This is a genomic window from Alteromonas sp. ABH4_453 (assembly GCF_056160665.1).
The window spans coordinates 463,523-480,234 of record NZ_JBSWXP010000004.1 but is presented as its reverse complement, the minus strand read 5'-3'; the positions used below and the strand labels follow the sequence as shown (position 1 = coordinate 480,234).

The following is a 16,712-nucleotide window of genomic DNA, read 5'->3' as shown; positions in this document are numbered from 1 at the left end:
ACCTATAGCGTTGATGTGCCCGCTGAATTGGCCGAAGGTGAATTTACCGTTAACGCCAGCGTGACCGACGAAGCGGGCAACACAGCAACCACAGACACCACAGGCGAGATTGATACTACCGCACCGTCGATCACTATCGACACCATAGCGACAGGTAACGACACCACGCCGACCCTTACAGGTACCACTGATGCCGCCTCTGGCAGCACGGTTACGTTAACCATTACCGATAGCGCAGGTAACACACAAACTGTAAACGCCATTGTGCAAGCAGACGGCACCTATAGCGTTGATGTACCAGCTGAATTAGCCGAAGGCGAATTCACCGTTAACGCCAGCGTTACCGATGAAGCGGGCAATACGGCCAATGCTGACGCTCAGGGTGCTATCGACGTGACGGCGCCAACCATCTCATTAAACGACCCAGGAATAAATGGCGATGCTACACCCACACTTTCGGGGTTAACGGATGCCGTGCCCGGAAGCACGATAACCCTTACCGTTACCGATAGTGCTGGCGTTACTCAAACCTTTACCACCACTGTGCTTGCCGATGGTACCTTTACCGTTGAAGTTCCAAATGCGGTCGCTGAGGGTACATACAGCGTAACTGCCGAGGTGACAGATGGTGCGGGTAACACCGCACAAGCAACAACAAGCGGCGATTACGATTCTACGAGTCCGTCGACGACCGTAAATCAACCTGCGCCAACGAACGATACTACGCCAAACGTTTCTGGTGAAACCGATGCCCCTCCTGGCAGTGAAGTAGTCATTGTTGTTACAGATAGCGAGGGTAACGAACAAACAATCGTTACTACAGTGGGCGCTGACGGCACATTCAACGAAGATGTGCCAGCGGAGCTTAGCGAAGGTGAGTACACGGTAGATGTTACTGTAACAACACCAGCAGGCAACAGTTCTACCACAACAGTGACTGGCGAAATTGACACCACGGCGCCGATAATCAACCTTGATCCTATTGGCTCAACCAATGATGACACGCCGGTGATAAATGGCGACACCGACGCAGAACCGGGTGCGATAGTGACGCTAGAAATCGTACATTCAGACGGCACTACGCAAACCATTACTGCAACAGTGCAAGAAGACGGTAGCTTCAGTGCTGAAGTGCCCCAAGCACTCGCAAACGGCGACTTCACGGTAACCGCTACTGTGTCTGATGTGGCGGGCAATACCGCTTCAACGTCTATCGATGCGGTTATTAATACCCAAGGCCCTAATGTTGTTATTGAAACCGGCTCTCCTACCAACGGTAGTGAAGGCATAGGGGGGTCGTCAGACGCCCCTAATTCAGAGGTTGTGGTTGTTATCACCGATAGCAACGGCAACAGCCAGACAATAACGGGGACAACCGATGAGAATGGCAACTTCAATGTTGCATTCCCTCCAGGCTCTGAAGAGGGCGAATACGAGATTGAAGTGACGGTGACAGACGAAAATGGCAATAGCTCTACCGCCACGGCCACTACTGTACTTGATACCACCCCACCAATTGTGAACATCGACCCGCAAACGGATACTAACGACACAACACCTACTATCTCAGGTAATACAGATTTACCCGCTGGCAGCGAGGTCGCTATTACCGTCACCGATAGTCAAGGTAATACGCAAACTGTTACCGCCGTGGTTGATGAAAATGGTAATTTCAGCGCCGATCTCGAAGAAGCGCTAGCAGAAGGCAACTATGAGGTTTCTGTAGAAGCAACTGATGCTGCGGGTAATACAACTACCGCTGTCGACAACAGTGGCAACATAGACACTACCGCACCAGCGCTTTCTCTAGACCCGCAAACTGACGGTAGCGACACCACGCCAACGATTTCAGGCTCTACCGATTTACCACCTGGTTCAACAGTAACCATTGCAGTGACCGACAGCGCGGGCAACACGCAAACTATCGATGCCATCGTTGATGAGAACGGTGATTTTAGCGTCGACGTGCAAACGCCGCTGACTGAGGGTGAATATACTGTAGAGGCCAGTGCTACAGACGAGGCAGGTAACACAACGACAGTCATTGAAAATGGCGGCAACATTGATACGCAAGCCCCCACCATTTCACTAGAGCCACTTGGCACAGGTAACGACACGACACCGTCAATTAGCGGTTCTACAAACTTGGAAGCGGGCAGCACGGTTTCACTTACCGTTACCGATAGTGCTGGAAACAGCCAAACCTTTACTGTCACAGTAGACGCGAACGGCGAGTTTAGCACAGACGTGCCTGCTGAACTCGCTGACGGCGACTACACTGTTGAAGCAACAGCCACCGATGCTGCGGGAAATAGTGCTTCAACGTCACAAACTGGCACCGTGGACAGCAATGCGCCAAGCTTAACCCTTGACCCACTGGGTGATGATAACGACACCACGCCTACTATCTCAGGTACTACCGATTTACCCGCTGGCAGCACTGTTACACTCTCTGTTACCGATGCGCTTGGCAATACGCAAACATTTACGGCAACGGTAGATGGTTCTGGTAATTTCAGTGCCGATGTGCCCAATCCATTAGCTGAAGGTGAATATAGCGTAACGGCTACAGCGACCGACGCCAACGGCAATACTGCAACGGCAACGGAAACTGGCGGTAATATCGATATTACATCGCCGCTGGTTAATCTAGATGCTCAAGGCAGTACTAATGATACTACGCCAACCATCTCAGGTAACACAGACCAGGCACCGGGTAGCAGTGTATCAATCACTGTTACAGACAGTGCAGGCAATACGCAAACCTTTGACGCTCTTGTCCAAAATGACGGTACTTTCTCTGTTGACGTGCCGGCAGAGCTTGCCGACGGCAACTTTACCGTTACCGCGACGGTCACTGACGATGCGGGTAATCAAGACTCTGCATCGACACAGGGCAATATTGATACCGCAGCACCAACGCTATCGCTTGACCCACAAGACATTGGCAACGACACCACGCCACTTATTAGTGGCACGACAGATTTGCCACAAGGTAGCACGTTAACACTTGTCGTCACCGATAGCCTAGGTAATCAGCAAACTATTGAAGCCGTTGTAGATGAAAACGGAAACTTTAGCGCTGAAGTACCTAGCGCATTAGCAGAAGGTAACTACTCCGTTACAGCAACCGCTGTTGATGAAAATGGTAATACTGCTAGCGTGACAGAAAACGGCGGTATTGTAGATACAACCGCACCATCGCTATCTTTAAATCCAGTGGGTTCTGGAAACGATTCCACACCAACTTTATCGGGCAGCACCGATTTGCCTGAAGGAAGTGTAGTCTCGCTAACAGTCGTAGATAGCGCGGGTAACACGCAAACTATCAACACCTTAGTCGATACTAACGGTAATTTCTCTGTCGATGTACCGCAAGAACTGGCTGATGGAGACTATACGGTTACTGCCACGGCAGAAGACGAAGCAGGCAATGAAGTTACAGACAACACAACGGGTAATATCGATACTAATGCACCCACGTTAGTGCTAGATGGACAAGGCGAAACGAATGACAGCACGCCCGCTATTTCAGGCACTACCAACTTGCCTGAGGGAAGCACGGTTACTTTAACCGTGACGGATAGCACAGGTAACACGCAAACGATTACCGCGATAGTAGGTGCAGACGGAAGCTTTAGTACAGATGTTACCACCCCTCTCGCTGATGGCGCATACACCGTTACCGCCAGCGCAACTGACGGCGATGGCAATACGACAACAGTAACCGACAATGACGGCGTTGTAGATACCACCGCGCCTACGCTTACCCTTGAAAACCCTGGCAGCACGGGTGACACCACACCTACACTTTCGGGCACCACTGACCTTCCTGAAGGAAGCACGGTTACACTTGTCGTTACAGATAGCGCTGGAAACACGCAAACTATCAATGCTTTGGTTGATGCAAATGGTAACTTTAGCGTAGATGTGCCAAACGCACTTGCTGACGGCGATTTTACTGTGACTGCCAGTGCAACCGACAGTGCAGGCAATACCGCGAATGCCAATACAACAGGTAATGTAGATAGCGAAGCGCCGCTGTTAACCCTTGATACACAAGGCGCTACCAGCGATGTTACCCCAATTATCACAGGTACTTCCGACGTGGCACCTGGCACACTGGTTACCATTACTGTGGTAGATGCCAACGGTAACTCGCAGAGTTTCCAAGCAGCCGTGCAAGCAGACGGCACATTCAGTGCCGATGTGCCTAGCGCCCTGGCTGAAGGCGACTTTACCGTTACGGCAACAGTAAACGATGCACAAGGCAACACCGCGACGGCAAACGAAACAAATGGAAGTATTGATACACAAGCACCTATTGTTACCGTTAACCCGTTAGATTCAGGTAATGACACTACGCCGGTTATTTCAGGTAATACAGACTTACCTGAAGGTGCTGTCGTTGTGATCACCGTGACTGACAGCAATGGCGACACGCAAACCATTAACGCATTGGTTGATGCAGACGGCAACTTTGCAACAGAGGTATTGTCTCCACTGCCTGAAGGAGACTACAGCGTCGAAGTTACTGCAACAGATGATGCAGGTAATTCAACAACCACAACTGAGGACGGTGGCAATATTGACACCACCGCCCCTGTACTTACGCTAAATCCGCAGGGCACAGGCAACGATGAAACGCCTAACATATCGGGCAGCACTGATTTAGCGCCGGGAAGCACAGTCACGTTAACCGTCACAGATAGCGCTGGCAATACACAAACCTTTGACGCCATTGTGGACGCGAATGGTGACTTCAGCGCAGATGTTCCAAACGCTATACCAGACGGCAGCTACACGGTAACAGCAAGTGCCTCAGACGATGCGGGTAATACAACCACCACTTCTGATACCGGTACGTTAGATACCAGTGCCCCTACGTTGACATTAGATGCGCAAGTTACGGTTAACGATACTACACCAACCATTTCGGGTACGACTGACCTACCCGCGGGTTCAACCGTGACACTTTCCGTCACTGACAGTTCAGGCAACACCCAAACCTTTACTGCACTTGTTGATGCAAGCGGTAACTTTAGTGCTGATGTCCCCGCGCCTCTTGCCGAAGGTGATTACTCAGTAACGGCTACCGCTACAGACAGCAACGGAAATAGTGCCTCTGTCACCGACAATAACGGTAATGTCGATACCGTCGCCCCCGTTATTTCACTAGATGCGCTGGGTTCAAATAACGATACTACGCCTACCATTTCAGGCACTACGGACTTAGCAGCAGGAGAAAGCGTAACGCTGTCGATCACCGATAACGCAGGCAATACACAAACTGTGACGGCAACGGTTGATGCAAACGGCAACTTTACTGTTGATGTGCCAGCTGAATTGGCCGAAGGTGACTATACAGTTACCGCAACGGCCACCGACGATGCTGGCAACAGTGCGTCAGCCAATGCAACGGGCACCATAGACACCACTGCGCCTACCCTAACCTTAGACGCTCAAGGGTTAGGCAATGATACAACGCCAACCATTTCGGGAAGTACAGATCTAGCCGAAGGTAGCGTGGTCTCCTTAGTTATCACAGATAGCGCAGGCAACATTCAAACAATTACAGCAACAGTTGATGCTGCAGGAAACTTTACGGTTGATGTGCCCGAGGCCCTTGCTGAAGGCTCATACAGTGTTGAAGCTACCGCCACTGATGAAGCAGGCAACAGCACGTCGGTTCTTGATAATTCAGGTGTTATCGACATCACGCCACCTGAGCTAAACCTTGACGAATTAACGCCAGAGAATAACCTTACGCCAACTATTTCTGGCACCACAAACCTTCCAGCTGGCGCCATTGTTACACTAACGGTGGTCGACAGTGCGGGTAACACGCAAACCTTTGCCGCAACGGTACAAACCGACGGCAGTTTTGCCGCCAACGTACCTTCGCCACTAGCTGAAGGTGACTATACGGTTGCCGCAACCGCTCAAGACGCGGCTGGCAACCAAGGCTCTGACTCTGAAACGGGTGGCAGCGTAGATACCACAGCACCTATTATCACTCTGGATCCGCTTGGTACAGGTAACGATAACACGCCTACCATTAGCGGAAATACCGACCTAGCCGCGGGAACCACAGTAACGATTACAGTAACTGACAGCGTTGGCACTGTGCAGACGTTTACTGCAACTGTTGATGGTAACGGCGACTTCAGTGCAGATGTGCCTAATCCTATGACAGACGGAAACTTCGACGTTACTGCAACGGCCACTGATGCTGCAGGCAATACTGCTACAGATACAGTGAGCGGCGACATAAACTCTGCCGCGCCTTCCCTATCCCTTGATCCTCTTGGTTCGGGCAACGACACGACGCCGACTATTTCAGGTAACACCGACTTAGCGCCAGGTAGCACTGTAACGCTAACTGTGACTGACAGTGCTGGAAACACACAGACATTCAGTGCCATAGTGCAAGGTGATGGAAGCTTTACGGCTGATGTTCCTGCAAGCTTACCTGAAGGTGACTATTCTGTTACTGCCACCGCCACAGACGGCGCTGGCAACAATGCATCGGTAACCGAAAATGGCGGTAACATCGATACCACAGCCCCATCGATAACCATCGATACACAAGGGCTTGGCAATGTTGCAACGCCGTCTATCTCTGGCACCACAGACCTCAATGCTGGCGACACGGTTAGCATAAGCGTGACAGACAACGCTGGAAATACCCAAACATTCACAGCAACCGTTCAAAACGATGGCACTTACAGTGCTGATGTTCCTGCCGATTTAGCTGAAGGCAGTTTCAGCGTGACTGTCACTGCGACTGACGATGCGGGTAATTCAGCAACGGCAATAGATAATAACGGCATCATAGATACAGCAGCCCCTACCGTAACGTTGGACGCACAAGGCCTAACCAACGACGCTACACCGACTATATCGGGAACCACCGACTTGGCTGCGGGTAACACTGTAAGCATTAGCGTGACTGACAGCCAAGGCAATACGCAAACTTTCACTGCCACCGTTCAAGCGAACGGTAGCTTTAGCACTGATGTGCCCCTTGAGCTTGCTGAAGGCGATTACACAGTAGAAGTGACGGCGACTGATGATGCAGGTAATCAAAACACAGCGGTTGATAACAACGGTACAGTTGACACCACTCCACCTGTTATCAACTTAGATCCAGTGGCCAGCGGCAATGACGCAACGCCAGTATTAAGCGGTACTACCGACTTGCCAGAGGGAGCAACAATTACACTGGTTGTCACCGATGCAGGCGGTAACATACAAAATCTTACCGCTACGGTAAACGCGGATGGCACTTTCTCAGTTGAAGTACCCAGCGCGCTTGTTGATGGCGATTACGATGTAACAGCCAGTGCGAGCGATGCTGCGGGCAATAGCACGACTGTGTCGGATAGCGGCAATATTAATGCAAGCGCTCCGGACATTACCCTAGATGCCCTTGGCCAGACAAACGACGCTACGCCTCTTATTTCTGGCACAACTACCGCGCCAGTTGGTGCCATTGTCACCTTAACAGTGACAGATAGTGCTGGATCAATTCAAACCTTTACCGCAACAGTCCAAGGAGATGGCACCTTCAGCGCAAGCGTACCGTCAGACCTGGCCGAAGGTAGCTACACAGTTGTCGCAGAGGTGACTGACGGAGCCGGAAATACAGCCTCTGACTCTGAAACTGGCGGTGTGGTAGATACCACATCACCGGCTATTGATGTGGCAGAACCGGGTGTAGGCAATGATGCAACACCAACCATTAGCGGAACGACAGACCAGCCAGCCGGAAGCACAGTATCAATTACCGTCACCGATAATGCTGGCAATATACAAACCGTATCAGCAATCGTACAAAGCGACGGCTCTTTTAGCGTAGACGTACCCGCCACTTTGGCTGAGGGTAGCTACACAATTCAGGCAACCGTTGTTGATGAAGCTGGCAATACAGCGTCCGACGCTGAAACCGGTCTAATCGACACAATTTCACCAGTTATTACGCTGGACGAGCCAGGTACAGTTAGCGACTCAACCCCAACCATAAGCGGTACTGTAGATTTACCGCAAGGTTCTACAGTGCAAATAACCGTTGTTGATAGTGCGGGTAATACACAGGTGTTCTCTGCATTGGTTGGCGCGGGCGGCGTATTCTCTGCCGATGTACCAGCGGCGATGGCTGAAGGAAACTTCACTGTTTCAGCAACCGCCACTGATACAGCAGGCAACAGTACAACCGATAACGAAGCAGGCGTAGTTGATACTTTAGTACCTACTCTTACTATAGACGTTGCCGATACCACTAACGACGCGACGCCACTCATTACCGGTACAACCGATGAACCTGCAGGCTCTGTGGTCACTATTTTGGTAACCGATAACGCTGGTGCAACCCAGACCTTAAGTGCAGTGGTACAGGCCGATGGTTCTTTCTCTATCTCCCCAGGAACCGACTTAGCTGAAGGCGGCTTCTCGGTAAGCGCTACCATCAGTGATGAGGCAGGTAATACAGCGACAGCGAGTGATGCTGGAAGCATAGACACTACAGCACCATCACTAACCTTAACGCCACTTGTGGAAGGCAATGACACAACGCCTACTCTATCTGGTAGCACAAACCTTGCGCAGGGTAGTGAAGTTACGCTTGTGGTAACTGACAGCGCAGGAAGTGTTCAAACCCTCACAGCGATTGTTGATGTAAATGGAAACTTTACAGTGGATGTGCCTGCGCCTTTAGCTGAAGGTGCATACAGTGTTGAAGCCACAGCGAGTGATGAAGCGGGTAATAGCACTACCGTCGTAGACAACACAGGTATTATTGATACAACAGCCCCTACCCTATCGTTAGATACACTAGCCCCAGACAGTGACACAACGCCTACAATATCAGGCAATACTGATCTGCCTGCAGGGGCGACAGTAACGATTACGGTTACGGATAACGCAGGTGTAAGCCAAACCTTCGATGCAACCGTTCAGGGAGACGGCAGTTTCTCGGCCGATGTGCCAAGCCCCATGGCTGTAGGAGGGTATACCGTTACCGCCGTTGCCCAAGACCCAGCAGGCAATGAGACTACCGCCACTGAAACAAACGGTAGCGTAGACACTACCGCGCCGACTATCAACTTAGATGCACAAGGCACAGGTAACGATACCACGCCAACGATCACGGGTAGCACCGATTTAAGCCCAGGTAGTTCAGTGACCATAACCGTCACCGACAGCGCGGGAGTAGAACAGACATTTACGGCTATTGTCGACAGCAACGGTAATTTCAGCGCCGACGTGCCCAATGCAATGGCAGACGGAAACTTCGATGTTACTGCTACCGCCACTGATGCCGCTGGAAACTCGGCGTCTGATACTACCAGCGGCAATATCAATACAGCCGTGCCAAACCTAACCTTGGATCCGCTTGGTACAGGAAACGATACAACACCGACCATTTCCGGTACTACAGATATTGCGCCAGGCAGCGCCGTATCTATCAGCGTTACTGATGATGCAGGAAACACCCAAACACTTGACGCCATTGTTCAAGCTAATGGCACCTTCTCTGTAGATGTGCCAGCAGCCTTATCTGAAGGTAATTATTCAGTCACCGCAAGCGCGACAGATGGTGCGGGTAATACGGCAACCGCAAACGAAAATGGCGGTGTTATCGATACTACTGCGCCAGCTGCGCCTACTGTTGATGCAGGCAACGGTACCGAAATTACCGGCACAGCCGAAGCAGGCGCTGTCGTAAACGTAGACGTTGACGGTGATGGCACATCTGATTTCACAGTGATTGCTGATGGCGATGGTAACTGGTCAGTAACACCCACAACACCGCTAGCGGATGGCGTGGTTGTCACGGCAACAGCAACCGATGAAGCTGGCAATACGAGTAGCCCAGCGTCTGATACGGTAGACGCTGTTGCGCCAATCGTTGCCTTTAACGACCTAACGACTAATGACACCACACCTGCACTTACCGGTTCGGTGGACGATCCAACCGCCATCGTGGTCGTTACCATTAACGGTACGGACTATACCGCGACAAACAACGGTGATGGCAGCTGGACACTGGCTGACGATATCGTTGCCGCGCTGGCTGAAGGTAGCTATACCGCTACGGTTACTGCTACTGATGCTGACGGTAACAACGGAACTAACTCTGGCACTGTGGTGATTGACACCACTGCACCTGCAGCGCCTACCGTCGATGCAGGTAACGGCACTGAAATTACGGGTACTGCGGAAGCCGGCGCAACTGTAAATGTGGACGTGGATGGCGACGGCACGCCAGACTTCACCGTCATCGCTGATGGCGATGGAAATTGGTCAGTAACACCCACTACACCGCTGGCCGATGGCGTGGTTGTTACGGCGACGGCGGTTGATGAAGCTGGCAATGTCAGTGCACCAGCGTCAGATACAGTAGATGCTGTTGCGCCAGTCGTTGCAATTGATGACTTAACCACTAATGACGCTACACCAGAGCTAATCGGTACGGTTGACGATCCAAACGCTATCGTAGTAGTGACTATTGATGGCGTGGACTACACCGCAACTAACAATGGTGATGGAAGCTGGACCCTGACTGACGATGCAGTGGCTGCACTTGCAGATGGTAGCTATACCGCTACCGTTACTGCCACGGATGCCGATGGCAACGTGGGTTCAAATTCAGGAACGGTAGTGATTGATACTACTCCACCTGCCATACCTACTGTAGATGCAGGCAACGGCACCGAAATTACCGGTACCGCTGAAGCAGGCACAACCGTAAATGTGGACGTTGATGGTGACGGCACGCCTGATTTTACCGTCATCGCTGATGGCGACGGTAATTGGAGCATTACGCCTGATACTCCGCTTGCCGATGGCGTAATTGTGACCGTAACGGCAACTGACGCAGCGGGTAACATCAGCAACCCAGCCTCAGACACGGTTGACGCGGCTGCACCAGTGGTTGCCTTCGACGATTTAACAACAAACGATACAACACCGGCACTTACTGGTTCGGTTGACGACCCAACAGCCACGGTGGTTGTTACCATCAACGGTGCTGACTATACCGCCACCAATAACGGTGATGGCACGTGGACACTGGCTGACAACGCAGTTGCTGTGCTAGCAGAAGGCAGTTACCCAACATCTGTTACTGCAACAGACGCCGCGGGCAACACTGTCACCAATACAGGAACAGTGGTAATTGATACCACCGCGCCTACGGTTGCAATAAACGATCTTACTACCAATGACACCACGCCAGAACTTACTGGTACGGTGAACGATCCCAATGCGGTTGTGGTGGTGACCATTGACGGCAATGATTACACCGCTACCAACAATGGTGATGGCACGTGGACGCTAGCTGACAACGCAGTCGCCACGCTTGCTGAAGGCAGCTATCCAACATCGGTAAGCGCAACAGACGCCGCGGGCAATACGGTGACCAACACAGGTACGGTAATAATTGATGTCACCGCGCCTACGGTTGCAATTAACGATCTGACCACCAACGACACCACGCCTGAGCTTACCGGTACGGTGAACGACCCCAATGCAGTTGTGGTGGTGACCATTGACGGCAATGATTACACCGCTACCAACAATGGTGATGGCACATGGACACTGGCTGATAACGTAGTCGCCACACTCGCTGAAGGCAGCTACCCAACATCGGTAAGTGCAACAGACGCTGCGGGCAATACGGTGGCCAACACAGGTACAGTGGTAATTGATACCACCGCGCCTACCGTTGCAATAAACGATCTTACCACCAACGACACCACGCCTGAGCTTACCGGTACGGTGAACGACCCCAATGCGGTTGTGGTGGTGACCATTGACGGCAATGATTACACCGCTACCAACAATGGTGACGGCACCTGGACGTTAGCTGATAACGTAGTCGCCACACTCGCTGAAGGCAGCTACCCTACATCGGTAAGCGCGACAGACGCTGCTGGCAACACGGTAACCAATACGGGTACAGTGATAATCGATACCACCGCACCTACCGTTGCAATAAACGATTTGAACACCAACGACACCACGCCAGAGCTTACCGGTACGGTAAACGACCCCAATGCGGTTGTGATGGTAACAATTGACGGTAATGATTACACCGCTACCAACAATGGTGATGGCACCTGGACACTGGCTGATAACGTAATTGCTACACTTGCAGAAGGCAGCTACCCAACATCGGTAAGTGCAACAGACGCCGCAGGCAACACTGTCACCAATACAGGAACAGTGGTAATTGATACCACCGCGCCTACCGTTGCAATAAACGATCTGACCACCAACGACACCACGCCTGAGCTAACTGGTACGGTGAACGACCCGAATGCAGTTGTGGTGGTGACGATTGATGGTAATGACTACACAGCTACTAATAACGGTAACGGTACGTGGACGTTGGGTGATAATATCGTTGCCCTGCTTGCGGAAGGCAATTACACGGCAACGGTAACCGCCACAGATGCGGTAGGCAATCTTGCTACTGACACAGGTACAGTTGTTATCGATACCAGTATTGATGAAAACAATAATGGTCAGACAGTAACGTTCGACAGTATCTCTAACGACTCTGGGGTGGCTGGAGACTTTATTACTAGCGATAGCACGCTAATCTTTAATGGCACGGTTGATCTTGGTGACAATACTACCCTAACCGTTACCGTTGATGGCACATCCTATACCTTTGGCACTGACCTTGAACTGACCATTGATGGCAGCGGTAATTGGAGCCTTGATTTAACAGGCACAGCGCTACCAGCAGGTACCTACGCGGTGGTGGCAACAGTCACCGACGAAGCAGGTAACTCAGCAAGCACAGCAAGTCAAAATGTTATCGTACAGGCTCTCGATGCGATAAACGACGGTAACACCATTAATATGGGCGAACCTGTTGTGACAGTATATCCTTCTGAGACAACCAGTAATGTTGACGTTCTCGAGGTAGGGCCTTTCACGCCTGGTGTTGATGCCGCAGCTACCTTTACGGTTTCCCCTAATAATGTAGGTGAAGTCTTTGTAGAAGTTCAACAAATTGCACTTGCTGCAGTTGCAGATGCCTATGCTGTTCAGGTTTATGATGAAAATGGTCAGCTTGTTTATCAGGGAGGAACTGCAAATTCAGAGTTGGTTGATATAGGTGGGTTAGAAACTTTCAATATTTCGAATGACGAAACGGTTTCTTTCTCACTAACAGGTCTAGATGCAGGAACCTACTACGTCGTTGTTCGCAATGATGAGAGCAAGTTAAAAGAACTACTGGACGGTGATGAAAGTGGAGATGTCAGCCTAGTTGAACTTGGCAACGCAGGCGTTGTACTAGGACCAAATAACCAAGAAGCAGTACTAGACCTCGTAGAAAGCACTTTAAATGATGACCTTTTAGGCTTGGGGATTTTAGGTGACTCTGTTGGCACGTTAACGAGAAATGCTTTAGAAGCAGCCCTAATAGACACCCCTATTATTGGTGCCGGAGGAATAGCGGCTATACTCGTTGATGAACTAACAGATCCTTTAGACCTTCTCGGTGTGACTGGTCTTCTTGACGCAGTTATTAGTCAAGTAGCTGAGGCATTACTCAGCAATACAGCATCAGTACTAGAAAACACTGACATCACAACAACATTAACCGAATACACCTATACGGGTGATTTAGTGGCCCAAGGTAACCTAATAGACGGTGATTTTAGTGGCGTAGGCGCCGACACTATCTTAGACGGTGCCCAAGTAACCCTGGTGACTAATACCTCTGGTGATAGTGTTGCGGTTCCTGTAACCGGTACCGTTACCATTCAAGGTAACTATGGCGTACTGGAAATTGCTGCAGACGGCACTTACACCTATACCGCCGATGGCGATCGTAGTGCAATTGGCCAGGACGAAGTGTTTAATTACACCCTATCAGATGGTGAAACTTCTGACATAGCGGCGCTTACCATCACCATTTCTGGCAGCGACTTCCCGCCAGTAGTAGCCCAAACCGATAACAATGACATGGAGCTAGGTGCACAAACCGCCATCGTGAATACACCAGTTACTGATAGCGACTTGCAGGTGATTGACGTAGCAGCTGGTTCACCTGCCGCAGGTTCTCCTACCGCTAGTACAACATTTACTGTCGGAGCCGACTACTTCGGAGAGGTGGTTGTAGAGGTTAGTCAAACTGCGCTAGTTGCAGTGGCCAACGGGTATCGAGTTGATATTGTTGATGCAGATGGCAATGTAGTTGCCTCAGCGACAGCACCAGACAGCCCTCTGATTGGTGACGCTGTAGGGTTAAATGTCTTGGGCTTGTTAGGTGATGACACCTTGGTGGCAAAGTTCTCTGGGCTCCCTGCAGGAGACTATGCGGTTGTTGTTCGTAACAGTCAAAGTACCCTTGGAAACTTGTTTGACCAAGATGGTGACGGCTCGATAACACTTGCTGAACTAGGTGATGGCGGGGTTGTTCTTGGCGAGGAAAACCAAGAGGTGGTGCTAGATGCAATTGAAACTGCGCTAAATGGTGAAGCAGGTTTAGGCGTTATACCTTTAGGAACTCTAGTAAGAGAAATTATTCTTGAGCCAATCCTAGCCACCGCGGACACTATTGGAGCTGGCGATTTGGTCGGTACTATTAACTCAGGTCTTACAACGCTAGGATTAGCACAGCTGTCTGATGTTCTCATTGACGAGATTGCCGAAAAATTGCTTAGCAATACGATATCCTTGCTAGAACAAACGGATGTGACGACAACGCTAACGGAATATCAGTTTGAAGGTAGCACGACTACCTCTGGTAATGTTATTGATGCGGCCAACACAGGCGATGTAGCCGATAGCATTGCCGAGGGCGGCGTAGTGACGCAAGTTACCCATACTAATGGAGAGTCAGTGACTGTATTGGGTACTGGTTTATCTGGCATTACTATTGAAGGTGACTATGGGGACCTCACCATCTTTGAAGACGGCAGCTACACCTACGTAGCCAATGGCGTACGTGACGGCTTGGGTAGCACGGATAGTTTCAGCTACACCATTTCTGATGGCACGAATACCTCTACCGCAAACTTAAACTTTAATCTATCAGGACAAGGCGTATCTGCAGACTCGGCCCGTGCTGAATTGACCTATGATTTTGTTACTGACACCGGACTGAATGAGCAAGACGCACTTTCTTATAGTTATATATTGGGGAACATAGGCGGCTTTAGCGATGTTAGCAGTACATTTGACGTAGCGGAAAACACCACCCAAGATATTACGTTAAACGTTGATAACGGCAGTCTGCTGTCACTGTTTTCAAGCGTTACCATTACCGTAGAGAAGTTTGAAAACGGAGCATTTGAACCGTATAGGGTTTTCCCAAGCAATGAGCTTGTTAGCCTTTTAAGTGTTAATGGCGATACCATACTTACCGTCAACGGGTTAACTGAGGGCTTATACCGTCTTTCAATGAGCGGTACAACTGGTGTTAGTCTAGCCGGCAGCATTAGCGTAGACCTATCCTCTACCATCAACAATCTTAACCAGTTTGAAGTTAGCGGCGTACAAACCGCCACGGGTAACCTGTTCGAAAACGATGTACTGTTTGGCCCAACATACGACGTGACGGTATCTACCGATGGAACTAACTTCCAAGACGCTTCAGGCGGCATTACGTTAGTGGGAGATTTCGGCACGCTGCAAATTGATGAAACTGGCGCTTACACCTATACCCCGGATAACACGCAAGCCGTGTTTGGTGGGACCTTAACGGATACCTTTACTTATCGTATCGAATATCCAGACGGCACTATCGAACAGGCAGAGTTCAACGTGTTTGTAACGGCATCGGGTGAAGGTGTATCTGAAGTCGTGACAACCACTTCATCTGAATCTGTAAGTGCATCAGATAGCAGCGGCACCGTGGTTACTGACGAGCCTACAGCACCTGACGTGATTGACTTAACAGGGCAAACGCTTCAAACCGTTGACCTGAATGCTGAAACTCGATTGGTAACACCGGAAAACGAGCCGACGGCTCCCCTTATGAGCTCTGAGCCTGTCGAGAACATTGAACCTATAGAGACTACGCCAGACATCATTACGCTGCCTGAAGAGGAAGTGAGCACTCTTGGCACCAATGTGGGCGATGGTTTTGGTGGAGGAGACACTATTGACTTGTCTGGCACTAAGATTGATACCGTTGATATAGGTGGGCCTTTGCCTACTGCACCGAATGAAGGTACAAATCCCCTTTCACCTGAGGCTTCGACGCCTGAAAGCACTCTGCCTGTCGACACCATCGCGCTACCAGAAGAAGGCGATATAGTCTCTGGGGGTCCGGTGACAGAGGTAACTGTTGATGTCGTCGATATTGATCTTCCGCCAGAAGAGTTGATTCTACCATCAACAGAGCCTACTTCAGTCGATTCAAACAGTGAGGGCGCATCTCCTGATGCTAGTGGCGAACTCGTAGGCGATACGTCTACAGAAAGCAGCGGTGATGTAACAACCGCTTCTCCGACAGAGTCTGAAGTGCTGAAAACAGCGATAGATAAACTTCCACCAACGGACATATAATCTTGTTGTGAAGTTAACCTAAAGCCCTCGCATTCGACGAGGGCTTTTTATTGGGTAGATTAGAATCACGTGGGATTCATACCAATCCGCATAGACAAGCCTTTTTAGCCACATAAGTGCGCTGTTATAAAACGCTGCACCTTATTGATTAATCAAAGGGTTTCGTATTTTTTGGA

General features: G+C 50.5%; 1 protein-coding gene. It reads left to right on the top strand.

Annotated elements, in window-relative coordinates:
• Window positions 1-16,536 (top strand): BapA/Bap/LapF family large adhesin (locus ACXAGV_RS10780; RefSeq protein WP_474873243.1); only part of this gene is annotated, 16,536 nt, incomplete at its 5' end.
• Window positions 16,537-16,712: the final 176 nt, after the last annotated feature.